26 protein-coding genes are annotated in these 26,139 nt (G+C 71.7%); 9 read left to right on the top strand and 17 right to left on the bottom strand.

Annotated elements, in window-relative coordinates; translation table 11 throughout:
• The first annotated feature begins 66 nt into the window (after positions 1–66).
• Positions 67–2,127: a DHA2 family efflux MFS transporter permease subunit gene (locus tag ACFW48_RS00740; protein ID WP_386309085.1), complete on the top strand. Its 2,061-nt coding sequence runs from the start codon at positions 67–69 to the stop codon at positions 2,125–2,127.
• Between the two features lie 60 nt (positions 2,128–2,187).
• Here the strand turns inward: ACFW48_RS00740 and ACFW48_RS00735 are convergent, their stop codons facing one another.
• Positions 2,188–2,688: a GNAT family N-acetyltransferase gene (locus ACFW48_RS00735; RefSeq protein ID WP_386309083.1), complete on the bottom strand. Its 501-nt coding sequence runs from the start codon at positions 2,686–2,688 to the stop codon at positions 2,188–2,190.
• 165 nt (positions 2,689–2,853) lie between these two features.
• On the opposite strand from ACFW48_RS00735, the gene ACFW48_RS00730 reads away from it, so the two are divergent.
• Both ACFW48_RS00730 and ACFW48_RS00725 read left to right on the top strand, forming a co-directional pair.
• On the top strand, positions 2,854–3,525 hold the full coding sequence (locus ACFW48_RS00730; RefSeq protein WP_386309081.1) for a hypothetical protein: 672 nt from the start codon (positions 2,854–2,856) through the stop codon (positions 3,523–3,525).
• Positions 3,526–3,530: 5 nt separating this feature from the next.
• The gene (locus ACFW48_RS00725; RefSeq protein WP_386309078.1) at positions 3,531–4,001 is read left to right on the top strand and encodes a hypothetical protein; all 471 of its coding nucleotides are present in this window, start codon (positions 3,531–3,533) and stop codon (positions 3,999–4,001) included.
• A gap of 10 nt (positions 4,002–4,011) precedes the next feature.
• Here ACFW48_RS00725 and ACFW48_RS00720 read toward each other — a convergent pair whose 3' ends face one another.
• Positions 4,012–4,419, bottom strand: a complete 408-nt coding sequence (locus ACFW48_RS00720) for a DUF1992 domain-containing protein (protein WP_386309076.1) — start codon at positions 4,417–4,419, stop codon at positions 4,012–4,014.
• Between the two features lie 95 nt (positions 4,420–4,514).
• Here ACFW48_RS00720 and ACFW48_RS00715 point away from each other — a divergent pair, with 95 nt between their 5' ends.
• Complete coding sequence (locus tag ACFW48_RS00715) at positions 4,515–4,907, top strand: hypothetical protein (RefSeq protein WP_386309074.1); 393 nt, start codon at positions 4,515–4,517, stop codon at positions 4,905–4,907.
• Positions 4,908–4,952: 45 nt separating this feature from the next.
• Here the strand turns inward: ACFW48_RS00715 and ACFW48_RS00710 are convergent, their stop codons facing one another.
• Complete coding sequence (locus ACFW48_RS00710) at positions 4,953–5,624, bottom strand: O-methyltransferase (RefSeq protein ID WP_386309071.1); 672 nt, start codon at positions 5,622–5,624, stop codon at positions 4,953–4,955.
• A gap of 659 nt (positions 5,625–6,283) precedes the next feature.
• Positions 6,284–7,666: a glycine betaine/L-proline transporter ProP gene (proP, locus tag ACFW48_RS00705; RefSeq protein ID WP_386309069.1), complete on the bottom strand. Its 1,383-nt coding sequence runs from the start codon at positions 7,664–7,666 to the stop codon at positions 6,284–6,286.
• Between the two features lie 456 nt (positions 7,667–8,122).
• On the opposite strand from proP, the gene ACFW48_RS00700 reads away from it, so the two are divergent.
• Entirely contained in the window at positions 8,123–10,282 is a 2,160-nt protein-coding gene (locus ACFW48_RS00700; protein WP_386309067.1) for a phosphatase PAP2 family protein, read from the top strand.
• On the opposite strand, the gene ACFW48_RS00695 is transcribed toward ACFW48_RS00700, so the two are convergent.
• The 6 genes from ACFW48_RS00695 to ACFW48_RS00670 form a co-directional block, all read right to left on the bottom strand.
• Positions 10,236–11,876: a hypothetical protein gene (locus ACFW48_RS00695; protein WP_386309065.1), complete on the bottom strand. Its 1,641-nt coding sequence runs from the start codon at positions 11,874–11,876 to the stop codon at positions 10,236–10,238. The genes ACFW48_RS00700 and ACFW48_RS00695 overlap by 47 nt on opposite strands.
• Positions 11,877–11,992: 116 nt before the next feature.
• Complete coding sequence (locus ACFW48_RS00690; RefSeq protein WP_386309063.1) at positions 11,993–12,682, bottom strand: hypothetical protein; 690 nt, start codon at positions 12,680–12,682, stop codon at positions 11,993–11,995.
• Positions 12,679–13,125 carry a hypothetical protein gene (locus ACFW48_RS00685; RefSeq protein ID WP_386309060.1) on the bottom strand — a complete coding sequence of 149 codons (447 nt, stop codon included), beginning with the start codon at positions 13,123–13,125 and terminating at the stop codon, positions 12,679–12,681. Before ACFW48_RS00685 ends, ACFW48_RS00690 begins: the two co-directional genes overlap by 4 nt.
• 14 nt (positions 13,126–13,139) lie before the next feature.
• Entirely contained in the window at positions 13,140–15,368 is a 2,229-nt protein-coding gene (locus ACFW48_RS00680) for a glycoside hydrolase domain-containing protein (RefSeq protein ID WP_386309058.1), read from the bottom strand.
• Between the two features lie 240 nt (positions 15,369–15,608).
• Complete coding sequence (locus tag ACFW48_RS00675) at positions 15,609–15,890, bottom strand: DUF397 domain-containing protein (RefSeq protein WP_386309056.1); 282 nt, start codon at positions 15,888–15,890, stop codon at positions 15,609–15,611.
• Complete coding sequence (locus tag ACFW48_RS00670; protein WP_386309054.1) at positions 15,850–16,698, bottom strand: helix-turn-helix domain-containing protein; 849 nt, start codon at positions 16,696–16,698, stop codon at positions 15,850–15,852. The genes ACFW48_RS00675 and ACFW48_RS00670 overlap by 41 nt, the downstream gene beginning before the upstream one ends.
• 94 nt (positions 16,699–16,792) lie before the next feature.
• Between ACFW48_RS00670 and ACFW48_RS00665 the strand changes: the two genes are divergently transcribed.
• A complete protein-coding gene (locus ACFW48_RS00665) occupies positions 16,793–17,269 on the top strand; it encodes an ATP-binding protein (protein WP_386309052.1) in 477 nt (158 codons plus the stop codon).
• Here the strand turns inward: ACFW48_RS00665 and ACFW48_RS00660 are convergent, their stop codons facing one another.
• The 3 genes from ACFW48_RS00660 to ACFW48_RS00650 form a co-directional block, all read right to left on the bottom strand.
• Positions 17,270–18,412: a hypothetical protein gene (locus ACFW48_RS00660; protein WP_386309049.1), complete on the bottom strand. Its 1,143-nt coding sequence runs from the start codon at positions 18,410–18,412 to the stop codon at positions 17,270–17,272.
• A gap of 128 nt (positions 18,413–18,540) precedes the next feature.
• Positions 18,541–19,263, bottom strand: a complete 723-nt coding sequence (locus tag ACFW48_RS00655) for a cysteine hydrolase family protein (RefSeq protein ID WP_121746734.1) — start codon at positions 19,261–19,263, stop codon at positions 18,541–18,543.
• Positions 19,263–19,853: a cysteine hydrolase family protein gene (locus tag ACFW48_RS00650; RefSeq protein ID WP_386309047.1), complete on the bottom strand. Its 591-nt coding sequence runs from the start codon at positions 19,851–19,853 to the stop codon at positions 19,263–19,265. Before ACFW48_RS00650 ends, ACFW48_RS00655 begins: the two co-directional genes overlap by 1 nt.
• 146 nt (positions 19,854–19,999) lie before the next feature.
• Between ACFW48_RS00650 and ACFW48_RS00645 the strand changes: the two genes are divergently transcribed.
• The 3 genes from ACFW48_RS00645 to ACFW48_RS00635 are packed head-to-tail and all read left to right on the top strand — an operon-like array spanning position 20,000 to position 21,699.
• Positions 20,000–21,001 (top strand): GlxA family transcriptional regulator, encoded by a 1,002-nt coding sequence (locus ACFW48_RS00645; protein ID WP_386309045.1) that lies wholly within the window; start codon positions 20,000–20,002, stop codon positions 20,999–21,001.
• Between the two features lie 51 nt (positions 21,002–21,052).
• Positions 21,053–21,316, top strand: coding sequence for a hypothetical protein (locus ACFW48_RS00640; protein WP_386309043.1), 264 nt, complete (start codon positions 21,053–21,055; stop codon positions 21,314–21,316).
• Positions 21,313–21,699, top strand: coding sequence for a hypothetical protein (locus tag ACFW48_RS00635; RefSeq protein WP_386309041.1), 387 nt, complete (start codon positions 21,313–21,315; stop codon positions 21,697–21,699). The genes ACFW48_RS00640 and ACFW48_RS00635 overlap by 4 nt, the downstream gene beginning before the upstream one ends.
• 89 nt (positions 21,700–21,788) lie before the next feature.
• On the opposite strand, the gene ACFW48_RS00630 is transcribed toward ACFW48_RS00635, so the two are convergent.
• The 4 genes from ACFW48_RS00630 to ACFW48_RS00615 form a co-directional block, all read right to left on the bottom strand.
• On the bottom strand, positions 21,789–22,202 hold the full coding sequence (locus ACFW48_RS00630) for a transglycosylase SLT domain-containing protein (RefSeq protein ID WP_386309039.1): 414 nt from the start codon (positions 22,200–22,202) through the stop codon (positions 21,789–21,791).
• A gap of 232 nt (positions 22,203–22,434) precedes the next feature.
• On the bottom strand, positions 22,435–23,283 hold the full coding sequence (locus ACFW48_RS00625; protein WP_386309038.1) for an ECF transporter S component: 849 nt from the start codon (positions 23,281–23,283) through the stop codon (positions 22,435–22,437).
• A complete protein-coding gene (locus tag ACFW48_RS00620; protein ID WP_386309036.1) occupies positions 23,280–24,968 on the bottom strand; it encodes an ABC transporter ATP-binding protein in 1,689 nt (562 codons plus the stop codon). The genes ACFW48_RS00625 and ACFW48_RS00620 overlap by 4 nt, the downstream gene beginning before the upstream one ends.
• Positions 24,965–26,119: an energy-coupling factor transporter transmembrane component T gene (locus tag ACFW48_RS00615; protein WP_386309034.1), complete on the bottom strand. Its 1,155-nt coding sequence runs from the start codon at positions 26,117–26,119 to the stop codon at positions 24,965–24,967. Before ACFW48_RS00615 ends, ACFW48_RS00620 begins: the two co-directional genes overlap by 4 nt.
• Positions 26,120–26,139 lie beyond the last annotated feature (20 nt).

The raw sequence follows: 26,139 nt of genomic DNA, 5'->3' as shown, positions 1-26,139 counted from the left end.
GACTGAACCGCCCATAACTGGTCACACCGACCGGGATGGAAGGTGAGACGTCCGTGGGAGGTCTTCATGGCGGGAGATGTACGCGCGGCGACGGACCCGGTACGGCCCCCAGGGCAGGGTGAGGGACAGGAGCAGGTCTCCAGCGGCGTTCTCGTATCGATCGGAGCCCTGCTGCTCGGCATGCTGCTCGCCGCCCTCGACCAGACCATCGTGGCCACGGCGCTGCCCACCATCGTCAGCGACCTGGGCGGTCTGGAGCACCTGTCCTGGGTGGTCACCGCGTACATGCTGGCCGCGACCGCCGCCACCCCGCTGTGGGGCAAACTCGGCGACCAGTACGGGCGCAAGAAGCTGTTCCAGACGGCGATCGTGATCTTCCTGGTCGGTTCCGCGCTGTGCGGCGTGGCGCAGAGCATGCCCGAACTGATCGCCTTCCGAGCCCTCCAGGGGCTGGGCGGCGGCGGTCTGATGGTGCTGTCGATGGCGATCGTCGGCGACCTGGTCTCGCCCCGTGAACGCGGCCGCTACCAGGGTCTGTTCGGCGCGGTCTTCGGCGCGACCAGCGTGCTCGGACCGCTGCTCGGCGGGGTCTTCACCGAGCACCTGAGCTGGCGCTGGGTCTTCTACATCAACCTGCCCGTCGGCATCGTCGCGCTCGCCGTGATCGCGGCGGTGCTGCACATCCCGCGCCGGAGCACCCGGCACGTCATCGACTACCTCGGCACCCTCCTCATCGCGTCCGTGGCCACCTGCCTGGTGCTGGTGGCCTCGCTGGGCGGCACCACCTGGGCGTGGGGTTCGCCGCAGATCATCGGTCTGGCGGTGCTGGGCGTCGTCCTGGCCGCCCTCTTCGTGGCCGTGGAGCGCAGGGCCGCCGAGCCCGTCCTCCCCCTCAAGCTCTTCCGGGTCCGCACCTTCACGCTCTCCGCCGTCATCAGCTTCGTCGTCGGCTTCGCGATGTTCGGCGCGATGACCTACCTGCCGACGTTCTTGCAGGTCGTACGGGGCGTCAGCCCGACCATGTCGGGCGTGCACATGCTGCCGATGGTCTTCGGCCTGCTGCTGTCCTCGACCGTCTCCGGGCAGATCGTCAGCCGCACCGGCCGCTGGAAGGTGTTCCCCGTCGCGGGCACCGCCGTCACCACCCTCGGCCTGCTCCTGCTGCACCAGCTCGACGAGAACAGCGCGACCGCCGAGATGAGCGCCTACTTCTTCGTCTTCGGCCTCGGCCTCGGCCTGGTGATGCAGGTCCTCGTCCTCATCGTGCAGAACGCCGTGGCGTACGAGGACCTGGGCGTCGCCACCTCCGGCGCGACCTTCTTCCGCTCCATCGGCGCGTCCTTCGGCGTGGCCGTCTTCGGCACGGTCTTCGCGGGCCGCCTCGGCGACAAACTCGCGGACGCCTTCCGGGGCGCCGAACTGCCGCCCGGCGTCTCGGTGGACACCCTGAAGGCCGACCCGCGCGGCATCGGCGCCCTGCCGCCCGCCCTGCGCCCCGAGGCACTGCACGCCTACGCCTCCGCGATCACCGACGTCTTCCTGTACGCCGCCCCCGTCGCCCTCCTCGGCTTCGTGCTGGCCTGGTTCCTCAAGGAGGACCGGCTGCGCGGCTCGGTCACGGCACCGGACGGCACGCAGACCCTCGCCAGCAACCCGGTGGAGCGGTCCTCGCACGACGAGGTGTGCCGTGCGCTGTCGGTGCTCGGCACCCGCGAGGGCCGCAGGGAGGTCTACCGGCGGATCACCGCGCGAGCGGGCTACGACCTGCTGCCCGCGTCGAGCTGGATGCTGCTGCGGGTCAGGCGGTACGGCCGGGTCGAACCGGCCCTCCTCGCCGAGCGCGGCCCCGTCCCGCTGACCACCGTCATGGCCGCCGCCCGCCAGGTGGAGGAACGGCACCTGGCCGTCCGCGAGGGACCCGACCTGGTCCTCACCGACCGGGGCCGCGAGGTGGCGGAACGGCTGGCGCTGGCCCGCGAGGAATCCCTGGCCGAACTGCTCGGCGACTGGTGGGGCCCGGACCGCCCGACCGACCTGGTGCGGCTCGTGAAGGAGCTGACCGGCGAGCTGTGCGGCTCGGAGCGGGAGCGCCCGCACGACCCGCGCACACCGGCGCGGGCCGGCTGAGCCCAACCCGCCCCGCCAGCCTCGCCTGCCCTGCCAGCCCCGCCAGCCCCGCCCGCCCCGTCAGGCGGGGCACGGGAGCTGCTTCACGAACCAGTGCTCGGCGTACGGGTCCTCCTTGTACGCCTCGGTCTCCGTGTAGCCGAGCCGGGCGTACAGGGCGCGGGCCTCGACGAGATCGCCGCGCGTGTCGAGGACCATGCGCTCGGCCCCGAGAGCCCGTGCGGCGTCCTCGGCGGCCCGTACGAGCAGAGCGGCGCCGCCCCGGCCGCGCATCCGCTCGTACAGGAACACCCGGGTCAGCTCGGCGGTGGCGTCGTCCCGCAGCCGTACGCCCGAGGTGCCGGCCGGTTCGCCCCCGTACCGCGCGACCAGCAACCGCCCCCGGGGCGGCACGAGGTCGGCGCCGGAGTGCGCGGCGATCTCCCGCTCCAGCTCGCCGGGGTCGGTGGGCCGCCCCTCGTGCAGCAGGTAATAGCGGTCGCTGACCTCCGTGTAGTACGCGCGCCAGAGGGCGGCGGCGACGGGGGAGTCGTACGGTTCCGGGGCGACGGTCCAGGTCATGACCGGCATTGTCGGGACGGGACCGGCCCCGGGCGCAAGCGTATTTTCGCACCGATGCGCCCTCCGCGCGCGCTGAGCGCCGTTTGAGGGCGGAGTCCGGGGCAACCCGAACAGCGAACCGGCCCGTTCGGAGAGCCGGTAGGGCCGAGAACCCGGAAGGCACTCATGTCCACAGGCGTGATCATCGCTTTGATCGTGATCGTGGCGGCCGTGCTCGTTGTCGCGGCCGTACTGGCCCTGCGCGCGCGGGGCCCCCAGCACGGCGGAAGCCTGAAGCGGCGCTTCGGGCCCGAATACGACCGGGCGCTGGCCCGGCACGACGGCGACACCAAGGCCGCCGAGCGCGAACTCGCCGAGCGCGTGGAACGGCACGGGTCACTGCACCAGAGGCCGCTGGACCCGGCCGAGCGCGAGAGCTTCGAGGCGCGCTGGACCGCGGCCCAGGAGCGCTTCGTCGACGCTCCGCGCGAGGCGGTCGGCGAGGCGGACCGGCTGCTCGCGGAGCTGGCCGGCGCCCGGGGCTTCCCGGACGGCGGGCAGTACGAGGAGCAGCTCGCGGCGCTGTCCGTGCACCACGCCCACCACGTCGACGGCTACCGGCGCGTGCACCGCGTGACGCACGCGCGCGTGGACGGCGCGCAGGACAGCGGCGCGGGCACGGAGGAGATGCGCGAGTCCATGGTCGAGGCCCGCGCGCTGTTCGAGGACCTGGTAGGCCCGGACCGCCACGACGCCGGCCGCCACCGGGCCGGTACGGGCGGCGACGGATCCGCGCCCGCCCACACCCGCCCGCACCACTCCTGGTCGCTCAGCAAGCGCCAGCCGAAGGAGAGTTGAGGCACATGTCCGATGTGACCCGGCAGCCCGGCGGCATCCCCGTCGAGCGGGACAGGCAGACACCCGACGTCCATGGTGAGACGGCCCCCGGCACCGACCGGACCGCCGACGCGCGGCCGGCCCCCGGCACCCGCGCCGACATCACCCCCGATCCGCGGACGGAGAGCACCACCACCCCGGCCGCCCGCGGGGGCGCGCTTCTCCCGCACGAGGAGTGCGACAAGCTCGGGCAGCGGCTGCAGCACGCGGTGGCCGACTTCGTCGACGCTCCCCGTGCCTCCGTCGAGGAGGCCGACCGCGTCCTGGAGGAGATCACCGCCCGCTTCACGGACGCCGTGACGCACCGCCGCCGCACGCTGCGCACGTCCTGGCAGGACACCGGCGGGGACGACCGCGCGACGAGCACCGACACCGAACAACTCCGCCTGGCCCTGCGGGACTACCGTGAGCTGGCGGACCGCCTGATGCGCCTGTGAATGACGGGCGTCACCGCTCCGCCCGGCGCTCCCGCCACTGCCGTACGACCTCTTCGACGTCGTAGGGCTTCAGACCCAGCGGGGGGCCGGGCGGTGGCTTGAGCATGATGTCGCGGATCTTGACGTTGATCTCCTCGACGATGCGGCGGACCACCCGCTCCGACGGGGCGCTCGCCGCCGCCTCCAGGGCGTCCTCCGCCTCCTTGCGCAGGGCCAGGGTGGGCGGCAGCACGGAGAAGCCCTCGCGGGCCATCTTCCGTTTGACCCACCACAGTTCGTCGTAGGTGCTGTCCACTTCGCTCGGCAGGGGTTTGCCCGCGCCGGGCAGTTCCGCGAACTCGCCGCGCGCGTCCGCGTCACGGATCTGTTTGTCGACCCAGGACTCGAAGTCGACGCCGGGTGGCTTCCGCTCGGTCATGACCCCATTGTGCCGGACACCGCGCCACCGGCCGATCTATCATTCGGCGGCGACGAGCCAACGACGGACGTCTTGAGGTCTGCGAAGGAGCGCACGTGCTCGAACTCACCATGGCCGCCGTCACCGCGGCCGACGCGGGTGCCACGGCCGGCATGCAGATGGCCGACGCGCCCACCGAGCCCGACGCGGTGCTGCGGATCGGCCGGGACAGGTCCGTGTGCCGGCTGTCGACGCCGGACGACTGGCTGTTCGTCTCCCGGGTCCATCTGGAGTTCCGGTGCGGTTCCGACGGCACGTGGCGGCTGACCTGGCTGCGAGGCTCGCAGCCGGACCCCTCCTCCGAGGTCCGGCTCACCGTCGGTGGCTCCGCGCAGCCCCTGGCCTACGGCGGCACCGTGCCGCTGCCGAGGGGCGGCAGCGGCGAGATAGTGGTCCAGGACCGTGCGGAGCCGCGCAGCGTCAACGTGGGCTTCTACCACGGGGTGTGAGGTTCGCGCGCTCGTCCTCGGGCCGGTCTGCCGACCGGTCCGCACTCAGGCCAGCACCCGGGCCAGCGCGAACCCGTCGTACCCCTTGCTGCCGACCGTCTGGACGGCCGTACCGCTGAGCCGCGGGTGGCTGCCGATCAGCTCGATGGCGGCGCGGGTGCCGCGTACGTCGTCGGCGGTGTCGTCGGCGTCGGCCACGCGGCCGCCGCGGACCACGTTGTCGAGGACGATCAGGCTGCCGGTGCTGGTGAGTTTGAGGGCCCACTCCAGGTAGTGGGGGTTGTTGCCCTTGTCGGCGTCGATGAAGACCAGGTCGAAGGGCGGCGGGTTCTCGTCGGCGAGCTTCGGCAGCGACTCCAGGGCGGGACCCACGCGGACGTCGACGAGGGAGTCGAGGCCGGCGCGGGCGATGTTGCGGGTGGCGACCTCGGCGTGCCGGGCGCTGTACTCCAGGGTGACCAGGCGGCCGTCGGCGGGCAGGGCGCGGGCCAGCCAGATGGTGCTGTAGCCGCCGAGGGTGCCGATCTCCAGGATGGTGCGGGCGCCCTGGATCTGGGCGAGGAGCTGGAGGAGTTTGCCCTGGCCGGCGGTGACGTTCACCTGCGGCAGCCGGGCGGCGTCGCTCTCCCGCAGGGCGGCCTCCAGGGCGTCGTCGCCGGGTGTGAGGTGGGTGGTGAAGTAGGCGTCGACGTCGTCCCAGAGCTGCGACTCGCTCATGCCGGGGCCTCCCGTGTGCGTCGTTAGCTTTTCTAAGTAGATGCGCTAACGAAGATAGCTGGGGGGTGGGGGTGTGGCGGGGCGTTTTCGTGGGCGTGTTTCGGCCGGGTGCGGGTGCGGTCAGTGGGCAGGCGTTCCCTGGTCGCCCGGCGTGTGGGCGAGCCGGGGGTGGGAGACGCGGCCCGGCGCCGACGGGGTGCCGCTGCGCCCACCCGTGCCGCCCCAGCGGCACGACTGCCCGCAGCTGGGCGCGCCCGACTGCCCGCAGCTGGGCGCGCTACGGGTGCCGCTGCGCCCGCCACGACTGCCCGCAGCGGCGGGCGGCTACGCGGACGGCGAGGAGGGGCGTGTCGGGGGGTGTTCGCCCGGGGCGGCGGCTGCGCGGACGGGTTGCGGCGGATGGCGAGGAGAGGCGTGTCGGGAGGGGCGCCCGGAGCGGCGGGCGGCTATGCGGACGGGAAGCCGCGTACGGCGAGAAGGGGCGTGTCGGGGGGTGTTCGCCCGCAGTGGTTGGCGCGTCGACACCCCGCGCCACTGCGGCCGACCGATTCCGCGCCGTTCCGAGGACGGACACCCCCCGGCGCGGCCCGACCCACAACGAAACAAGCCGCGCTACGCGCACCCCCACCGAACCCGCGCAGGCCGCCGCAGGCACCTGGCTAACGCCCGTCGACCGCCGGTGCCGAGCCCGGCAGCGGGCGTCCGGCCGACTCCGACATGAACCACACCGCCACGCCGCCGACCACGGCCGCGGCCATCATGTAGTACGCGGGCATCATCAGGTCGCCCGTCGCCCCGATCAGGGCCGTCACCACCAGCGGAGTCGTCCCGCCGAACAGGGACACGGACACGTTGAAGCCGATCGACAGGGAGCCGTACCGCACCCGCGTCGGGAACAGCGCCGGCAGCGCGGACGGCATCGACGCGGTGAAGCAGACCAGCAGCAGTCCGAGCGCGGCCATGCCCAGCCCCACGGCCAGCAGGCTGCCCTCGCGGATCAGCAGCAGCGCCGGGACGGAGAGGAGCAGGAACCCCGCACAGCCCGCCGCGATCACCGGCCGCCGCCCGACCCGGTCGGTCAGCGCGCCGGCGAACGGCTGGACGATCATCATCAGGGCCATCACGGCCAGCACCACGAGCAGGCCGTGCGTCTCGTCGTACTTCAGCTCGCTCGTCAGATAGCTCGGCATGTACGACAGCAGCATGTAGTCGGTGACGTTGAAGACCAGCACCAGGCCGACGCAGAGCAGCAGCGCCCGCCACTGACCGGTGATCATGTCCCGCAGCGGTACCTTCGGCCGCGTGGCCTCCGCCTTGTCGAGCTCGGCCGCGAACGCCGGCGTCTCCTCCAGCCGCATCCGCAGATACAGCCCGATGATGCCCATCGGCCCGGCGATCAGGAACGGGATCCGCCAACCCCAGGACGTCAGGTCGCCGTCGGACAGCAGCGCCGTCATCAGGGTCACCAGACCCGCGCCGCCGATGTACCCGGCCAGCGTGCCGAACTCCAGCCAGCTCCCCAGGAACCCGCGCCGCTTGTCCGGCGCGTACTCGGCGATGAAGGTGGACGCGCCCGCGTACTCACCCCCGGTGGAGAACCCCTGCACCAGCCGCGCGACCAGCAGCAGCACCGGCGCCCAGACACCGATCGTCGCGTACGAGGGGATGAGCCCGATGGCGAACGTACCCGCCGCCATCATGATCATCGTGAGGGCGAGGACCTTCTGCCGTCCGACCCGGTCGCCGAGCGGCCCGAAGACCATGCCGCCGAGCGGGCGGACCAGGAACGCCGCCGCGAAGGCGCCGAACGTGGAGAGCAGCTGGGCGGTCGGGTTGCCCGACGGGAAGAAGACCTTGCCCAGCGTCACGGCGATGTAGCTGTAGACGCCGAAGTCGAACCACTCCATCGCGTTGCCGAGCGCCGCCGCCTTCACGGCACGCCTGACGAGCGCGGGGTCGGTGACGGTGGGTGCGCCGGCGGCGCGTGACGGGGGCGCGGGGGGCGTGCGGGACGGGTGAGCGGCGACGGGGGCAGCCGACAAAGCTTCGCTCGCCTACCTTTCGACGGGAACAGGGACGCCACGACCCGCACGGCGGCACTGTCGCCGGGCCGGAAAGAAGCCCGCGGCACTCGACCACGGGCAGAAAAGCGACCATAGGCGCTGATGCGCCGTTTACGCCCGGTATGCTTTTCGTTGCGCAGTGCACCAAAACGGCGGACACGCAGGGACGTCCGCAGGCCACGGAGCGCGCTCCTCCCCCGTGACCTGTGATCCTTCTCGCTCCCACGGGAGGCGTCGACACCGCTCCCGCACTATCGTCGTCCGAACAAACGGCCGGGCGGTCGGGAAAAGACGGGGCAAAGAGCGGGCGGCGGTCAGGTTGAACGGGGGTTGCCTGCGTCTCCCCCCGGGGGTGGTGCGAGCCTCATAGGGTTCGCAAGGACAACACACCGCGTACACGGGCGCGGTACGAACGGGGCGGGAGGCCGACGAGGCGTGGCGAATGCGGAGCACAGTGGGCGACCGGCGGAGGCTTTCGGAGCCCCGGCCGTCGATGCGACCAGAGCACGGCTGCGTGTCGCGCGCCTCGGCCTGTGGCTGGTCGCCGCCGTCCTCGCCGTACGACAGCTGGCCACCGTCCTCGGCACCCCGAGCGGAGAACGGCTGACGGACCTGGAGACCTGGGTCGGGGAACACGGTGTCCTCCACGTGGAGGGGTCCCTCTACGAGTCCACGCAGTTCACCGGCACGCCCTTCGTCGGCCTGGTCCTCAAACCATTCACCCGCGCCGCCGAACAGGCCCTCGGCTGGGGCTGGACCTTCGGCTCGCTGCTGCTCGTCGTGGCCCTCGGCCTGGTCGCCGCCCGCGCCCTGCCCAAGCCGGTGGGCCGCCGTACGGCACTGCTGGCGGCGCCCGTGGCCGTCAGCCTGCTGATGGTGTCGCTGCCGGTGCGCAACGCGCTGTGGCTCGGCCAGACCAGCATCATCCCGGTCCTCCTCGTCCTGCTGGGCTGCTTCGCCGTACGCGGCGCACACGGAGACCGGATCGGCGGCGCGCTGATCGGCGTCGCCGCCGCCTTCCAGCCGACCGTCCTCCTCTTCGTCCCCCTGCTGTGGTTCACCGACCGCAGACGCGCGGCCGTGTCCACCGGCGTCACGTTCCTCGCCTGCACCGCCGTCGCCTGGGCGGCCATGGCGCAGGACTCCCACACCTACTGGGTCCACCACATGGCCGGCGTCGGCCTGGGCGGCGAGGCCGACGACCTCGCCAACCAGTCGCTGCACGGTGCCCTGCTGCGACTCGGCCTCTCCGGCCCCCTGGAGATCGCCCTCTTCCTCCTGCTCGGCGCGGCCGTCGCCGTCCTCGCCCTGCGCCGCGCCGTGCGCTACGCCCGCGACGGCCAGCTGCTGCTCGCGGTCGCCATCACCGGCTGCGCGGCGGTCGTGGTGTCGCCGGCCACCTGGCAGCACCAGCTGCTGTGGGTGCTGCCCGCGCTCGTCGGCCGGGTCGGCAAGCGGGCCTCCGACCGGCTGGTGTGGCCGGTCGCCGTCATCCTGGTGATGACGCTGCCCGCGAAGATGATCCTGCCGAACATGGCGGCCCTGTACCCCCTGCGCGACAACGTCGTGCTGCTCGCGGCGCTGGCCGCCGCCGTCGCCGTGCCGTTCCTGTCCCGCACCTCGCCGTACTTCGACACGCCGGTCCCGACGAGGTACGCGCCCCCGGTCCCGGCCCGCTTCAAGCACGTCCCCCTGCTGCCGTTCCTGCGCCGGGTCCTCACCCGCCCCAACCTCCTCCTGGAGCTTCTGCTCATCCGGGTCACCTACGCCGCCTACTCCCAGGTCCGCCTCGCGGCGACCGGCGGCAGCAACTCGGCGGGCCGGGCCCGAGCGGAGGAGCACGGCCGGCAGATCCTCGACATCGAACGCTTCCTGCACCTCGACATCGAGCACGCGATCAACCACGCCGTCGTCAAGGTCGGTTGGCTCCGCGACTTCTTCGACTTCTACTACACGTCGTTCCACTTCATCGTCCCGCTGACCGTCCTCGGCGTGCTGTACTGGCGCCGCCCGGTCGACTACCGCTGGGCCCGCGCGTCCCTCGGCTTCGCCACGCTGCTGGCCCTGGTCGGCTTCTGGCTCTACCCGCTGGCGCCGCCGCGTCTGATGCCGGGGTACGGGATCATCGACACGGTCCACGGCGTGCAGGACTTCTCGAAGCCGGACTACGGCACGCTGACGGCCCTCACCAACCAGTACGCGGCGATGCCGTCGCTGCACTTCGGCTGGTCGCTGTGGTGCGGGCTGGCGATCGCGATCGTCGCCCCGAAGATGTGGATGAAGGCCCTCGGCCTCCTCCACCCCCTCTTCACCGTCGCGGCGATCGTGGCGACCGGCAACCACTGGATCCTGGACGCGGTGGGCGGTGCGGCCGTGGTCGCGGCGGGCTTCGGCCTGGCGTACCTGTTCCAGGGGCCGAGGGCGCGGACGGTAACCGCGACCGCGACCAAGGACACCACCCCGGCCAAGGACACCACCCCGGCCACGAACGCCATCCCCGCTCCCGCCCCGTCCCCGGCCGAGGACAACGCCCCGCCCGCCGAGGAGATCAGCAGCGACCCTCCGGTCCCGGCGAAGGACCGTACCGGCCGCTGATCCGGTACTCGCCCGGCGCCCCGACGGTCAGGCGGGTGAACTCGCCGTCCCGGGCGAGGCACCCGCCGTCGGCCCGCAGCCAAGGCGACCAGGCGACCCGCACGGTCACCGGGCCGGGCCGGTCCACGCGGAGCACCAGGTCGGCGCTGGTGGCCGTGACGACGGTGCCGGGCTCGGAGACGAGCGGTACGGCGTCCCGCACCCGGTACACCCGCCAGTGCTCGTCCTGCCAGACGGGCTCCAGCCACTCGGGCCGCAGGTCGCCGTCCCGCACGAGCCGCGCCTCCTCCTCGGCGGGTCCGTCCGGCTTGCCGAGCGGCAGGACGACGAAGCCGACCGCCCAGCGGTCCAGCCAGTCCCGGTAGGTGGCCGCGGAGAAGGTGCCGTCGTAGAAGAGGCGGGCGCGTTCCACGTCGAGTTGCCGGTTCCAGCCACGGGCCAGATTGACGTGCGGCGCGAGCCCGGCCGCCTCGCGGTGGTCGCGGGCCGGCACCACCTCCACCCGCGTGCGATCGGCTCCGAGCCTGTCCAGTGCTCGCACGACACCGTCCGTCTCGGCGGCCCAGGCGGGCACCACCGTGTACTCCTTCAGGTCGTCGGCGGTCTTCTTCCCCGTCCATCCGACGGAGAAGACGAGAGCGACGATCAGCAGACCGCGAGCGATCCGCCGCGTCCGGTCCGTGCTGAGCAGGGCCGCGAGCAGCACGGGGGGTGCGAAGTACTCGGCGAACCGCTCGACGTTCGTGCCGACGGCGGAGGCTATGAGATACGTCAGTACGGTGCCGGCCGCGTACACGGCCCCGCTCCACCGGGCGACCCGCCAGGTACGCGGGGCCAGCGCGGTGACGGCGAGGCCGAGCACGACCGGCGGCCATATTCGGGCCGCCGGCATCGGCTGCTCCCCGGTGAAGGGGAACAGCAGCGTGGTCAGCCCGACGACCGCGGCGGGCGGCACGAGGAGGACCAGGGCGCGTCCCCAGTCCCGTACGAGCAGGTATCCGGCTCCCACGACGGCCAGGTACAGCCCGGCCACCGGCGACGCCATGGTGGCCAGGGCGGCGTACCCGGCGGCGAGGACGAGCCGCCGCTCCCGGACCAGCACCACGCAGGCGGCCAGCCCGAAGGCGACGCCCAGCGCGAAGGTGGTACGCCCCGAGGCGACGTTGCACCACAGGGCGAGGGACGCGAGCAGGGCGGGCCACAGCGGCCTGCGCACTCCGGCCCGCGTGATCAGCACCGCCGCCAGCCACGCAGCGGCCAGCCCGGACACCACGGTGACCGTGCGCACGCCGAGCCCGGCCATCAGGTACGGCGAGATCACGCTGTAGTTGGCGGTGTGCACCCCGCCGTACCAGAACAGCCCGTACGCCGAGGCGCCGTGCCGCGAGACGAAGTCGGCCCAGGCCTGCTGCGCGGCCAGGTCGCCCCCGCCGGTGGCGAGAAAGACCCACCACACCGCGTACAGCGGGATGGTGGGCAGTGTGGCAAGCAGGGGCACGCGATGCCGGCGCCCGAAGGCACGCAGGACATCGCCCGGGCGTCTCTCCCGACGCCGTTCGGGGCGGGGGACGGTCGTCAGTGCGGCAGGGACCACGGTCGGGGTTTCCGTTCGGCGTCATCGGGGTGCACGGCGGGGGCACGTGCGAAGACGATAATTCGAACAGAAACGTTGACCGGGTCCCGGCCGGATCATTCCACCAGGGCCCGTCGTCAGGCGGAGCCGGAACCAGCGCCCTTGCCGGGAGTCCAGTCCCAGTCGGCGATCTTCTCCGCCAGCTCCGGCAGCCTGCCGTCGCCGGGCTTGACGTCGATGTAGAACAGCGCTTCGTCCGGGTGCTTGTCGTCGCCGCCCCAGCGAACCACGCCCTCGCACTCGGCGAGGATGTCCCGGACCACCGCCAACTGCTGCGGGAAGTAGCCGCCTCGCACCCCGGACGGGTAGGAGCCGGGCCGGACCTGCACCGCCGTGCCGGACGCCTGGTTCGACTCGGCCATGCCCTTGCGCACCTTCGAGGGGTGGCGCCAGCCGGTCACGTCGTCCCGGCGCAGTGCGTCGATCTCGTAGTGGAAGCGACGGATCACGTGGACCAGCACGGTTTCGACTTCGCCCATGCGTACCTGGACGCCGTCGACCGGAATGCCCGGTACGGGTCTGGTGTAGATGTGCCCGTGATCGTCCGCGGTCTTCTCCATCTCCCATCCGTTGCGCGACGGGACGCCGCTCAGGACGCGCTTGTCGCGCTCCCGCGCCTTGCGCACCGACTCGCGGAGCTTCTCGGGCTCCGGGCCCTCGGGCCGCGCCAGGGCGGGAGAGGAGAGCAGTTGAGTGCCGACAACGGTGCCCGCGGCCAGGAAGGCGGCACGGCGCAGTACGAGTCGGCGGGACAGAGGGGTGGTCACGTGTGGGTGCCCTTCTTGTGGTGTGCGATGACGAGCCAGGTCAGGACGAGAGCGCAGATTCCGAGCAGTACGGTCGCCGGGTTGAGGTAGGACGGGATGACCGCCTCGACCACCCGTCCGTCACTGGTCCGGCAGCCGAAGTGCAGTGGTACGAAGGTCGGTTCGTAGCCGGTGATCCTGCCTTCGACGACCTGCTCGCAGGCCCGGGACTGGGCGTGGTCGTCGAGGAGGAACAGGTGGAGCAGCCCCCAGGTGTACATCCCGACCGTCGCGTCCCAGGCCAGCGCGGTCGCCGGGCCGAGGAGCGCCGTGCCGTTCCGCCGGGCGCGGACCAGGCCGGTGATCACACGGACCGTGAGCCACACCACGGTGACGAGACCGGCCAGGATCAGCAGGAGCAGGAGGGCACCATCGTGCTCGGCGTAGGGCTCGTCGCCTGACATGTGCCGTACTCCTGTCAGAGGTTGCGGGAGATGGAGTTGTACTTCTCCATCACGTAGTAGAGCCCCATTCTCTTCTTGGCTTCCTCGTACGCGACGTCACCTGGGCCCTGGTACCGGCGCAGGACCTCGTAGATCTCCTGGTCCGTGTAGCCCAGGGTGGGCTGGCGCAGGGCCGGTGAGTCGTCGTCACCGCCCGGCTTGCCGTCGATGTCCCAGCGGTGGATCAGGGCGACGCTGGTGAGGGCGTACGTCTCGCTGTCGTACGCCTGCTTCCACGCGTTGTACTTGTCCTCGTCGACGGACAGGTCCCGGCGTGGCTGGCCCGACCCGTAGCCCTTGTCGAGCGCGTGGTTCCACGCCCCGATCAGGGTGACCGCCCGCTGCTTGGCGATGCCCGTGGAGGTGTCCCTGATGTACTGCCTGGTCGTGACGAAGGCCGAGATGACCGCCGCCCAGGCCGCCTCGTCGGCCGGGTCGATGTGCCGCATCTCCCAGTAGGCGGTGGTCTGGATGAGCGCTTTGCGCATGTTGTGCCGGTGGGACAGCTCGGTGATCAGGTCGTCGTGCGCGGTGACGGTCCGCTCGAAGCACTTCCAGTGCTGGTAGGACCGCGTCCCGCCGTCGAGGGGGAAGCCGAGCGACTCCATGTACTTGCCGACGTCGGTCTCCATGGCGGCGGTGACGTCGGGGCTGAGGCGGGTGTCGGGCTTGACACCGCGGGGCGCGTTGAAGGACCCCTGCCCGGAGTCCCGCCCGGAGGCGATGTTGACGTCGATGTTGATCGCTCCGCTGCCGGAGCCGACGGTCTTGGTGACGATCTGGTCGTAGGCCCAGTTCGCGGGCAGCGGGTAACCGAAGTTCCCGGAGAACCCGGAGGACATGTCGGACACGAACGACGCCGAGGCGTGGCCGGCGTCGGAGACGCGGGTGCACACGTTGCGCGGACCGTAGACGCCGACCGTGTACCGGTTGCCGTCGTCGCGCATCGCGTCCTCGATGCCCTTGAAGTGCGGCAGGATGCTGTCGGTGACCTCGTAGTCGTAGGCGTCGAAGTCGACGGCGAAGAAGATCCTGGTCCCCGATTTGAACCCGTGGTCGAGGGCTGCGTTGATCGCGGCCTGGCCCGCGGCGCGCCCCAGGGGGTAGCTGAAGTCGGCCGCGCCCCGGCCGAAGGTCTGGTAGATGGGGAAGCAGCGCATGCCCTGGTCGGCGATGGTCTGCAGCTCCCCGGACTGGATCTCCTTCTCGGGCACCTTGCCGCCACCGGGGATCGGATTGGTGAGGTAACGCCCGATGATGCTGATCCCCTCCGCCTTGAGGGCCTTGGCCCGGTCGGGGGTGATCCTGGTGACGCCGTCGCAGGCGGTGCCCTTGCGCTCCTGGTCGCCGTAGGAGACCAGCAACGAGGCCCAGGTGGAGAAGTCGCCCTGCCCCGTCACCGGGAGCTTGGCGAACGACTGGAAGGAGCGGACCGCGTCGGCCAGGGCGGAGGTGAAGGTGCCGCCGAACGACACGGACCGCTGGTTGAGCAGCATCCCGGCGGTGAACAGCTGCACCCAGGTGCCGGACGACCCCACCGACAGCGTGTGCGCCTTGATACCGGACTTCGTACCGGGTCCGAAGTTGCCGTTGGCGACGCCGTCGGCCATGCCGATCGTGTACTGGACCGCGTAGAGCATCGCCGTGGCGACGGTCCGGGAGTGGTGGCCGTCGCACGGGACGATGTAGAAGTCGCGGCGGTTGACGAACTCGCCGTTCATCCACTGCTGGACGGCCCTGATCTGCTCGGAGCCGCCGTTGACGGTGACGTACGGGTCCATGTTCAGCAGGCCCTTGAAGACCTTCGGGACCACGTCGCTGCCGGGGTAGGCGAAGTCGACGCCCATGTCCGACTTCAGCGAGAGCACCGAGTCCTTGACCCGGTCGCTGTACGTACCGTCGATCCCGCCGCCGTCGTACCCCTTGCAGTACAACCCCGCCTGAACGATGCGGACGATGTTCCCGGGGGCGCCCGAGGCGTGGATGTTCGGATACTTCGACTGGAGTGTGGAGAGCGTCCCGGGGCCGAAGTTGTTCGACAGGCCGGATATGCCGAGTTCGTACTGGAGGGCCCGGGTGAGGGCGTACATGACGGTCCAGCTGGTCTGGCCGTTCTCGTCGAGCTTCGATATGCCCAGCTTGGCGCCGTTGTCATAGGTGGTGTTGATGAACTGCTGCGCCGCGCGCACCATTTCGTCAGCCATGGGCCGGCTTCCTCTCGGTCGGAGGGCGGCCGTCACCGAGCCCGAGGCCGCACTCGACCGGGCGCCGGTCGGGCAGGGGTGATGACTGCCCGCCGCGGTCGTGTGTCAGGGGATTGGCCTGATCCAAGTGCCTTGAGGCCCGCACACTTTAGACACACAGGCATCACACGTTGCAGAGATCAGCGCATGGTTGGCGCAAAAACGCTGGTCACCGGCTGAGTGGCAGCGCCGGCGGCGCGGTCATCGCGTCCCGGCGGAGGCCCAGCCGACGAAGGCGGCGAAGGTGGCGGGGGCGAGGGTGAGGACCGGTCCCGCCGGGGTCTTGGAGTCGCGGACGGCGACGGTGGCGTGACGGGGGAGTTCGGCGACTTCGAGGCAGTTGCCGCCCTGGTCGCCGCTGTACGAGGACTTGCGCCACGCCAGCGGGCCGAGCGGCGCGCACTCGACGCACTGGCCGCCTTGGTCGCCGCTATAGCTGGACTTACGCCACTGGGCCCCCGTCAGAAGCGTGTTGCTCTCCATAGCGTTCCTCCATCAAGCGCCGGATCAGCTCCGCCGAATCTCTGAGGGAGAGTGCGGATGCCTGGAGATGATCGTATCGGAGTGAGCAGTCCACGACGGTGTCCGGATTGGCGGTCGGGTGCCCGCTGCCGTAGCCCTCGGTGTAGATGATGGGCGGGTCGCCCTCGAAGCGGTAGACGTCGAACGAGCCTTGCAGCCCCGCGTGTGCTCCCGCCGAGAAGGGCAGGATCTGAATGTTGATCCGCGGGTTGTCCTGAAAGGCCAACAAGTGGGCGAGTTGCTCCCGCATGGTCCTCCGGTCGCCCATCTCCTGGTACAGCGCGGACTCGCTGAGCACAGCCCAGAAGATCGGCACCTTCTCCTTCTCGAAGATCTTCTGGCGCGCGACCCGGACGGCGGTGCGGTCGTCGAGTCTGCTCTGGTCCAGCGCCCCCAGGACGGCACGCGCGTACGCCCTGGTCTGCAGGAGGCCATGGATCATGTGCGTATCGAACGAGTGGATCTCAGTGGCCCGCGCCTGCAACTCGGCCACCTGTTGGAACCAGGCCGGTTGCTGGCTGCGCATCACCAGGTCGACCAGCCGCGACAGCAACCCGCCCGTCCCCAGCGCCGCGTCGACACGCTCGCTGAACTCCGGCGTCGGCAGCTTCCGCGCCGTCTCGATCTGGCCGACCAGCGAGCCGGTGTAGTTGACGATGTCGCCGAGCTGGCGTTGTGTCAGCCCGGCCGCTTCCCGATGGCGGCGCAGCTCGAAGCCGTAGTAGTCGAGCGGCGAGGCGCCCGGGTCGAGGACGTTGACGTGGGTCATGCGGAGAGCCCCTCTCGCGCCAACTCGGTCCACTGCGGGACCGGTTGTATCCGTTCCGTAGCCCACGGTAGTCGTCCGACGTCAGGCTCGTGCCGTGAACGAATACTTTCCCTCGGTCCTCGTGGGCCACCGCCCGGATCAGTACCGGATGAGCTTCACCGCCGGCGCCCACTCGGCGCGGCACGTCCGGCGGATCGTCCGCTCGTACCTGCGCGAGTGGGACCTCACCGAGCTGGCCGACGCGGTCGAACTCGGCGTCACCGAGCTGTTGGCCAACGTCGTACGCCACGTCCCGGACCGCCGCTGCACGCTGCTGTTGCTGCGGCAGGCCGGAGGGGGCGGGGTCCGGGTGGAGGTGACGGACGGCTGCCCTCGGCTCCCCGTCCTGGCCGGCGAGGCGCCTGACGACGCCGAAGGCGGGCGGGGGCTGGTGCTGCTGGACGCGGTGGTGGGCAAGTGGGGCGTGGGGCCCGGGCCCGGGGACGGCAAGACGGTGTGGTTCGAGTGCGAGGACGCTGCCGGGCAGCCCGGAGGGGCATCCCCCGCCCCGGAAGCGGGGGATGCCCGGTGATCACACCGCCGCGGTGTGACCGGTGATCGGGCAGGCGCCGGCCGTCGCCGTCGCCGTCGTGCCGAAGGCGGCGGTCTTGGCGGTGGGCGCCGTTCCGCCGATCTGCTGGAGGATCTCGTCGGAGAGCAGGTCCTCCTTGCCCTTGAGGGCGTCGGCGACCTTGAGGTCGGTGTTGAAGACCATCTCGGCGGCGACGTTGTCCTGGACGATGCGCGCCAGGTTGTCCAGGGCCACGAAGATCGGGTCCGAGGGGGTCTCGACGGTCGGCAGGTCGATCAGGTGGGTGTCCACCTTCGCCTGGTTCATGGTGCGGCGGATGATGATGGACGCCTGGTTCAGCTCGGCCGTGGTCCAGATCGACAGCACGGTGACGTAGAGGTCGCTCCACGCCTTCTCGCCGATCAGCGTGCGCCAGCGCTTCATGAGCCCTTCGATGCCGGTGATCTGCGCGGTGGCGGCGAAGGTCATGTTGACGCGGATGGACGGGTAGACGGTGGCCGCGAACCGGTTGAACGACACCATGTCGAACGACTGGGCGGTGACGGAGGCGTCGATGAACTTGACGGCCTCACTCAGGATCTTGTCGCAGGAATTCTCCAGGTCCAGGGGGAGATTCGCGGTGCCGAGCTTCGTGTGCGCCGTCTGGAGCGTGGTCTTGAAGGCGTTCAGCGGGGTGATCCAGCCCTTGTCGCCCGGTGCCTTGGTGACGACCATGTCGAGGTCGTGCGGGTCGATCCGGTCCGCGTTGGGGATGTTGGGGACCTGGTCGCTGAGGTAGGCGGCGAGTACCGAGAAGAGGCCCAGGGGGACGTGGGCGATCGACTTGGCCAGTTCGAAGTACTCCGGGACCGGGTCGACGGTCTCGACCTGCTTGCCGCCGTTGATGAGGGTGAAGCGTCCGCCGACCGCGTTGTTCGAGACGACGATGACCGGACTGAGTTGCGTCGTCAGTTCACTCTTGAGGGTCGCGTAGTTCGCGCGCATTCTGGTGTTGACCGCGCGTATCGCGTCGCGTGCCGCCTTCTCGTCGGTCGCGGTGATCCCCGCGGTCGCCGCCGAGGCGGTGGAGGCCGACTGGCCGGTGAAGAGAGTCGCCGCCCCGACGGCCGACGCGGTACCCAGAAAACCTCTACGTGTTGCCATGCCCCGTTGTCTGCTTTCTTTGGTGAGCGGAAGTGCCTTTTGGCGATGTGGGGGGACAGCGTGGGGGGAAATCAGGGTGGGGGGACTTCAGTGTGGGGTGGGGTCGGCGGGGTGGGGGCCCGCCGGTCTCAGGTCAGGGACTTCTGCGACGGGACCACGACTCCGTAGAGGTCCTGGACCGTGGCGAGGGCGGCCTCGTGGACCTGCTGCGCGGGAATGCCGTTCGGGTTGCCCTTCAGGGGCAGCGGCCGGGTCGCCGAGGCGTCGGCGACGACGGTCGGCGCGTTGCCGTTGAGGAACGCGCCCTGGGCGGTGAACAGGGTGCACATGTTGGTCATGAACCCGGCGACGATGACGTTCTTGTTCCCGGCCTTCTTGACCTGCTCGGCGAGATCGGTGCCGTGGAAGGCGTTGGGGACGCTCTTCTCGACGACGGGCTCGCCCTTGGCCGGCTTGAGCGCCGGAATGATCTGGCCTGCCTTCGACTTCAGGTCGTAGCCCTTGTCGACGATGTGGATGACCGGCGTGCCCGCCTCGCGGGCCCGCTTCAGCAGGGCTTCGGCGTTGTCCACCGCCGGCTTCCACCCGTCGAGCTCCATCACGCCCTCGGTGTAGGTGTTCTGGTAGTCGACCAGGATGAGGGTGGCGTCGGAGAGCGTGGCCGGGGTCTCGCCGAGACCGTTGAGCTTGCGCAGAGTCGTCGTGTCCTTCGCGACGTTCTTCTGGGCGGTGGCGGCGGCCGACGGCTTGTCCTCGGAGGTGGCGGCCTCGGAACTCCCACCGCACGCGGCGACGGTGGCCGAGAGGACGGCGGCGGTGGCGAGGGCGACGGCCGGGCGGAGCAGCTTCATCAGGAGATCTCCTTCTGGGACGGGACGACGACTCCGTAGAGGTCGGCGATGGTGGCGAGGGCGCTGTAGTGCACCTGGTGGGCGTCCAGTTCGAGTTCCGCGACCGGCAGGGCGCGGGTGGCGCAGGCGTCGGCCACGACGGTGGGGCGGTTGCCGCGCAGGAAGGCGCCCTGGGCGGTGAAGGCCACGCACATGTGCGTCATGAATCCGGCGATGACCACGTCGCCGTTGCCCGCGGCGTCGACGTGCTCGGCCAGGTCCGTACCGACGAAGGCGTTCGGCACCTTCTTGACGACGACCGGCTCGCCGTCGACCGGTGCGACGCTCGGGTGGATGGCGCCGATCTCGGCGCGGATGTCGTACGGGGTGCCCTCGCCGCCGTCGTTGACGACGTGGACGACCTTCGTGCCCTCCTCGCGGGCCCGTGCCAGCAGTCCGGCGGCGGCGTCGAGGGCGGCCTGCCAGCCGTCCAGCTCCATGACGCCGGTCGTGTAGGTGTTCTGGTAGTCGACCAGGATCAGGGTGGACTCGGCGAGCTTCGCGGGGGTGTCGTCGAAGCCGTTGAGCCGGCGCAGCGTCGTTCTGGGCATGGGAAGTCGCCTAACGTGCTTGTCGGGGGAGGCGGTTCACCGGTGCGGTGGCCTGTGCCCATGACGCTATGGCCCACCGCCGGGTGTCGGCAATGTCGTCTAACATGCAGATACCGACATGGCTGTTGCCGAGCGTGGGGGGTCACTTGAGCACCGTCGGACGACTGATCGCCATAGTCCTCTTCGAAGGCGTCGACCTGCTCGACGTCACCGGCCCACCGGAGGTGTTCTCCCTCGCCCGGCGCGAGACGGACGAGGCGGCGGGCTACGACGTGGTCCTCGTCGCCGAGACCATGGCACCGGTCACCACCGGCGCCGGGGTCCGGGTCCTGCCCGACACGACCTTCGACGAGCTGTCCGCACCCTCGGCGAGGAGCATCGACACCCTGATCGTGCCCGGCGCCGTGGAGGTGGACGACCAGCGCCGTGTGCACCCGCTCACCGACCCCGCGGTGGTGGAGCGGGTGCGGCAGCTCGCCGGCCGGACCCGCCGGGTCACGTCCGTCTGCGTCGGCGCGCACATCCTCGCCGCCGCCGGACTCCTCGACGGCAAGCGCGCCACCACCCACTGGTCGACCGCGCGGCAACTCGCCGAGGACCATCCGGCCGTCGAGGTCGACGCCGACCCGATCTTCATCCGCGAAGGCGACGTGTGGACCGGCGCGGGCATCAGCGCCTGCCTCGACCTCTCACTCGCCCTCATCGCCGACGACCTGGGCGAGGACGTCGCACTGCGCGTCGCCCGGCAACTCGTGATGTACCTGAAGCGGCCGAGCGGACAGAGTCAGTTCAGTGTCCCCCTGGAGCAGGTCTCCACGACACGGCGCATCGAGGATCTCCGCCACCACATCATGCGCAACATCGCCGAACCGCTCACCGTCGCCGACCTCGCCGCGTGCGCCCACGTCAGCGACCGGCAGCTCACCCGGATCTTCAAGACCGAACTCGGCACGACCCCGCACGCCTACATCGAGTCGGCCCGCGTCGAGGTGGCTCGCCACCAGCTCGAATCCACCGACGCCACGCTGGAACGGGTCGCCTCCGCGTGCGGGTTCGGCACCGTGGACACCCTGGTCAGGGCGTTCCGCCGCCGACTCGACACGACACCGACGGAGTACCGGCGCCGGTTTCGGACGGGCCCCGGCTGAGGGTGGCCCAAAGCGGCGCCGGAGTCGTATACACAGACGTATACTCCCGGCATGAGTGATGCGATGATTCGGGTTCCCGCCGAGGTGCGGGACCGCCTGGCGGTGATCGCTGAGGCTCGGGGGACGTCGATTCGGTCCTTGGTGCAGGAGTTCGCGGAGTCGACGCTGACCGAGGAGGAGCGCCGGGAGAGGGCCGAGCGGGCCCGTGCGTACCTGGCCGAGCACTTCGGGGTCGAGGTCGACGACGAGGAGAGCGCGGCGATGGGGCGCAGGCTCCGGGAGGCGTTCGCCCAGCAACAGGGTGAGGCGGCGTGATCCTGCACCATCTGGTCCTCGACGCGCCCACGCTGTTGGCGCTGTCGGGTAACCGGCAAGTGTCCGCGCTGGTCCACCGGGCCCACTTCGAGACGGAGACCCGCCTGTGGGCCCCGACGCTCTCTCTCCTGGAGGCGGACCGCGCGTTTCTCGGAATCGCTGAACACGTCGGGCAACTTGACGTCATTCACACGGTCGACCTCGACTATCCAGCCGCGCTGGCGGTCGCCCGGTTGAGTCGCGACGGTGTGCCGCCGGGTATCGGGGCCGCGATCCACGCTGCCCGCCACCTGCCGGAGTGGGGCACGGACGCGCTCGTCGCCACCGTGGAGCCGAAGGCGTACGAGGGGCGCGGTCTGCCCGTGCTCGACCTCGACCGCTGACGCGCGAGCACCTGGACGCACGGAGGCGGCGGCCCCGGGGATCAGAGGGCCGCCGCCTCCGGTAATGGGGGAGCGGGGTGCGGGCCGGGTCAGTACCAGCCGTTGGCCTGCCAGAAGCTCCACGCGTCGCAGGCGCCGCCGTAGCGGTCCTTCATGTAGTCGAGGCCCCACTCGATCTGGGTGGCCGCGTTGGTCTTCCAGTCGGCGCCGGCCGAGGCCATCTTCGAGCCCGGCAGGGCCTGGACCAGGCCGTAGGCGCCGCTGGAGGAGTTGGTGGCGCTGACGTTCCAGTCGCTCTCGTGGTCGACGATCTTGGCGAAGCACCGGTACTCGGCCGAGTCACCGATCATCTTCTTCGCGGTCGCCTGCGCCGAGGAGGCCGGCGTCGCGGCCTGCGCGGGCGCGGCGGCGATCAGCGTGCCGCAGGTGGCCGCGGCCAGGGCGGCACCGGCGAGGGCCTTCTTCGGGGTGGCGGCACTGCGGAGGAGGGAGGCGGCGGTCAACGGAGGGCCTTTCTTCGGGGACAGGGGCGTCGGCGCACACCCGCCGGGCATGCGTCGGCGCCGCTGCCCGGGAGGGCGTCGGCGCCTGGCGACTGGTTCAGGGAAACAGGCCGCCCACTCGTCCGCAATCATCCCTTTTGCTAACCGTGGTCGTAGGCGACGGGGTGGGCGGCCGGCCGACGGCCGGGTGTTCCGTCCGTCGGCTACGGCCCCGCTTCGTAGGTGACCCGGGTCACGTGGGGCGGCTCACCTCGTCGGCCTTCTCGAACGTGACCGGGGTCTCGAACGCCGCCCGGCGGGTGGCGCGGCGCAGTGCCTTCAGGACCGGGGTGCCGAGCGCGAGGGTCAGTACGACCGTCACGGCGGCGCGGCCGCCGTCCCAGCCGAGGGACGTGGCCAGGCAGTAGGCGAGGAAGCGGGCCAGGTTGTCGGGGATCGACGCGTCCGGGGCGAAGGCGATGTTCGAGGCGAGCGTGTTCATGAAGGTCCAGCCCGCCAGGTTCATCACCGTGCCGTAGGCGAAGGCCGCCAGGAAGCCGTACGCGGCGAGCATGAGCAGTTCCGGGCGCCCGCGCAGGCGGTCGGGGAAGGGCAGCAGGCCCGCCCCCATCGTGAACCAGCCCATCGACAGCATCTGGAACGGCATCCACGGGCCCACCCCGCCCGTGAGCAGCGCGGACGCGAACATCGTGACCGAGCCGAGGACGAAGCCGAAGCCGGGGCCCAGGACCCGGCCGCTGAGGACCATGAGGAAGAACATCGGCTCCAGGCCGGCGGTCCCCGCGCCGATCGGACGCAGCGCCGCACCCGCCGCCGCCAGCACACCGAGCATCGCCACCGCCTTGGGGCCGAGGCCCGACTCCGAGATCGTCGCCGCCACCACGGCCACCAGCAGCACCAGCAGGCCGGCGAACAGCCACGGCGCGTCCTGGGCGTGCGCGTTCAGCGAGGCGTCCGGCGGGGCCAGGAAGGGCCAGCCGAAGCCCGCCACGCCCACCGCGCCGACCAGCACGAGTGCGGCGACGGAACGGGGGCCGAGGCGGACGGCGCGGGCCTGGCGATCACGTCGGGGGCCGGTCATGCCAGCGCCTCCCGGACCTGCGCGACCGTCAGCCACTTCCGCGGGGCCAGCACCTTGGCGACCTGCGGTGCGAAGGAAGGCGAGGCCACCACCACGTCCGCCGCCGGTCCGTCGGCGATCACCTCGCCCTCGGCCAGCAGCACGACCCGGTGGGCCAGCTCGGCGGCCAGCTCCACGTCGTGCGTCGCCAGCACGATCGCGTGGCCCTCGGCGGCCAGCCCGCGCAGGATGCCCGCCAGCCGGGCCTTCGCCGCGTAGTCCAGGCCGCGCGTCGGCTCGTCCAGGAGGAGCAGGGGCGGGCGGGCGGTCAGGACGACGGAGAGAGCGAGGGTGAGGCGCTGGCCCTCGGACAGGTCGCGGGGGTGGGTGTCGTCGGTGACGCCGGGGAGCAGTTCGGTGAGCAGGGCGCGGCAGGTGCCCGGGTCCGCCTCCGCGTCCCGGTCGGCGGCCGCGCACTCGGCGGCGACCGTGTCGGCGTACAGCAGGTCGCGCGGCTCCTGCGGGACCAGGCCGACCCGGCGGACCAGGTCGCGGGGGGCCGTGCGGTGCGGCACGGCGTCGCCGGCGCGGACCGAACCCGCGGACGGTTCGACGAGGCCGACGAGCGCGGAGAGGAGGGTGGACTTTCCGGCGCCGTTGCGGCCCATCAGGGCGACGGTCTCGCCGGGCGAGACGGTCAGGTCGACATCGCGCAGCGCCTGGATCCGGTCGCGGCGGACGGTGAGGGAGCGGACCTCGGCGGCGTGGCGGGAGGGAGCGGCGGCCGTCTCCGGGGACTTCCCGCGCCACCGCCAACGGGAGGAGGCGGGCCGCAGGGCGGGGAGGGGCGGGAGCGTGGCGGTCGTCGGCGTGTGGTCCGGGATCTCCCGGTCGGCCAGCCGGTCCCGCAGCGGGGCCGCGCGGCGGCGGGCGTCGCGGACCGTCAGCGGCAGCGGGGACCAGTCCGCCAGCCTGCCCAGACCCACCACCGGCGGGTACACCGGGGACACGGCCATCACGTCCGCCGGGGGGCCGAGGAGCGGCGCCGCGCCCGGGGACGGGAGCAGGACGACCTGGTCGGCGTACTGGATGACGCGTTCCAGGCGGTGCTCGGCCATCAGGACCGTCGTACCGAGGTCGTGGACGAGGCGCTGGAGGACGGCCAGGACCTCCTCCGCGGCGGCGGGGTCGAGCGCGGAGGTGGGTTCGTCCAGGACCAGTACCCGCGGGTGCGGGGTGAGGACCGAGCCGATCGCGACCCGCTGCTGCTGGCCGCCGGAGAGGGTGGCGATGGGGCGGCCGCGCAGGTCGGACAGGCCCAGCAGGTCGAGGGTCTCCTCGACGCGGCGGCGCATCACGTCCGGGGCCAGGCCGAGGGACTCCATGCCGTAGGCCAGCTCGTCCTCGACGGTGTCCGTCACGAAGTGGGAGAGCGGGTCCTGGCCGACCGTGCCGACGACGTCGGCGAGTTCGCGCGGCTTGTGGGTGCGGGTGTCGCGGCCGGCCACGGTGACCCGGCCGCTCAGTGTGCCGCCGGTGAAGTGCGGCACGAGGCCGCTGACCGCGCCGAGGACCGTGGACTTGCCGACGCCGGACGGGCCGGCGAGGAGGACGAGTTCGCCCTCGGGGACCTCGAAGTCGATGCCCCGGACGGTGGGCCGGGCCGCTCCGTCGTACGTCACGGAGACATCCTCGAAGCGGATCACGACGGCTCCTTGACGGGTACGGGGCGGGGGGCGGGGGTGATGAACGCCGGGAGCAGGCCCCCGAGTACGGCCGCCGCCGGCCACAGGGGCAGGGTGGGGGCGACCAGCGGGACCACGCCCGGGTGCAGCGCCGCCGGGTCGCGGGCGGCGGCGAGGAACAGCAGCGCCGCCACCGCCACGCCCGAGGCGGTGACCAGCCAGGCGCGGGCGTCCCAACGGTCCGGGCGGTAGCGGGTGCGGACCGTCCGGCGACCGCCGAGCCACAGCCCCGCGAGCGCGGCGGCGACGCCGGCCAGGAGGACGGGGATGCCGTACGTGCCGCCCGCGGCGGTCAGCAGCCCGTACGTCCCCGCGCAGACGCCGAGCAGGCCGCCCAGGGTGAGGGCGGCGGTGGTACGGCGTACGGGGGCGGGGACCTGGGCGGTACGGCCGTAGCCGCGGGCGTCCATCGCGGCGGCGAGGGCGACGGAGCGCTCCAGAGCGCCCTCCAGCACCGGGAGCCCGACCTGGAGCAGGCCCCGTACGCCCTTGTCGGGACGGCCGCGCAGACGGCGGGCGGCGCGCAGGCGCTGGACGTCGGCGATGAGGTTCGGGGCGAAGGTGAGGGCGACGACGACGGCCACGCCCATCTCGTACAGGGCGCCGGGGAGGGACTTGAGGAGGCGGGAGGGGTTGGCGAGGGCGTTCGCGGCGCCGACGCAGATGAGGAGGGTGGCCAGCTTCATCGCGTCGTACAGGGCGAAGGTGAGGCCCTCGGCGGTGACCCGGCCGCCGAGGCGGATGCCCTGCGCCCAGTCGGGGAGGGGGACTTCGGGGAGGGTGACGAGGGTGTGGGTGCCGGGGATGGGGGAGCCGAGGATCGTGGTGAAGAGGAGGCGGATGAGGAGGACGGCGAGGGCGAGCTTGACGAAGGCGCCGTAGGAGCGGGACCAGGGGGCGTGGGGGCGGCGGGTGGTCACCACGTAGGCGGAGACGGCTATGAGGAGGGCGAGGAGGAGGGGGTTGGTGGTGCGGGTGGCCGCGGTGCCGAGGGCCAGCGCCCAGAGCCACCAGGCGCCGGGGTGGAGGGCCTCGGGGCGGTGGCGGGGGGTGGGTGTGCTCGCCCGCGCTGGCGGGGTGCCTCCCCCAGAGGGGGTACCCCCAGCGCCCACCCGTGCCGCCCCAGCGGCAC

It is taken from the genome of Streptomyces sp. NPDC058812 (assembly GCF_042744565.1).
Lineage (GTDB): Bacteria > Actinomycetota > Actinomycetes > Streptomycetales > Streptomycetaceae > Streptomyces > Streptomyces thinghirensis.
Note: the sequence above shows the minus strand (reverse complement) of the source record. Positions and strands in the feature narration are given on the sequence as shown.

What these genes read in the sequence shown, in the direction of transcription:
- ACFW48_RS00740 (WP_386309085.1), top strand. Translation starts at nt 67, where the DNA reads ATGGCGGGAGATGTACGCGCGGCGACGGACCCGGTACGGCCCCCAGGG.
- ACFW48_RS00735 (WP_386309083.1), bottom strand. Translation starts at nt 2,688, where the DNA reads ATGACCTGGACCGTCGCCCCGGAACCGTACGACTCCCCCGTCGCCGCC.
- ACFW48_RS00730 (WP_386309081.1), top strand. Translation starts at nt 2,854, where the DNA reads ATGTCCACAGGCGTGATCATCGCTTTGATCGTGATCGTGGCGGCCGTG.
- ACFW48_RS00725 (WP_386309078.1), top strand. Translation starts at nt 3,531, where the DNA reads ATGTCCGATGTGACCCGGCAGCCCGGCGGCATCCCCGTCGAGCGGGAC.
- ACFW48_RS00720 (WP_386309076.1), bottom strand. Translation starts at nt 4,419, where the DNA reads ATGACCGAGCGGAAGCCACCCGGCGTCGACTTCGAGTCCTGGGTCGAC.
- ACFW48_RS00710 (WP_386309071.1), bottom strand. Translation starts at nt 5,624, where the DNA reads ATGAGCGAGTCGCAGCTCTGGGACGACGTCGACGCCTACTTCACCACC.
- ACFW48_RS00685 (WP_386309060.1), bottom strand. Translation starts at nt 13,125, where the DNA reads ATGTCAGGCGACGAGCCCTACGCCGAGCACGATGGTGCCCTCCTGCTC.
- ACFW48_RS00680 (WP_386309058.1), bottom strand. Translation starts at nt 15,368, where the DNA reads ATGGCTGACGAAATGGTGCGCGCGGCGCAGCAGTTCATCAACACCACC.
- ACFW48_RS00675 (WP_386309056.1), bottom strand. Translation starts at nt 15,890, where the DNA reads ATGGAGAGCAACACGCTTCTGACGGGGGCCCAGTGGCGTAAGTCCAGC.
- ACFW48_RS00670 (WP_386309054.1), bottom strand. Translation starts at nt 16,698, where the DNA reads ATGACCCACGTCAACGTCCTCGACCCGGGCGCCTCGCCGCTCGACTAC.
- ACFW48_RS00660 (WP_386309049.1), bottom strand. Translation starts at nt 18,412, where the DNA reads ATGGCAACACGTAGAGGTTTTCTGGGTACCGCGTCGGCCGTCGGGGCG.
- ACFW48_RS00655 (WP_121746734.1), bottom strand. Translation starts at nt 19,263, where the DNA reads ATGAAGCTGCTCCGCCCGGCCGTCGCCCTCGCCACCGCCGCCGTCCTC.
- ACFW48_RS00650 (WP_386309047.1), bottom strand. Translation starts at nt 19,853, where the DNA reads ATGCCCAGAACGACGCTGCGCCGGCTCAACGGCTTCGACGACACCCCC.
- ACFW48_RS00640 (WP_386309043.1), top strand. Translation starts at nt 21,053, where the DNA reads ATGAGTGATGCGATGATTCGGGTTCCCGCCGAGGTGCGGGACCGCCTG.
- ACFW48_RS00625 (WP_386309038.1), bottom strand. Translation starts at nt 23,283, where the DNA reads ATGACCGGCCCCCGACGTGATCGCCAGGCCCGCGCCGTCCGCCTCGGC.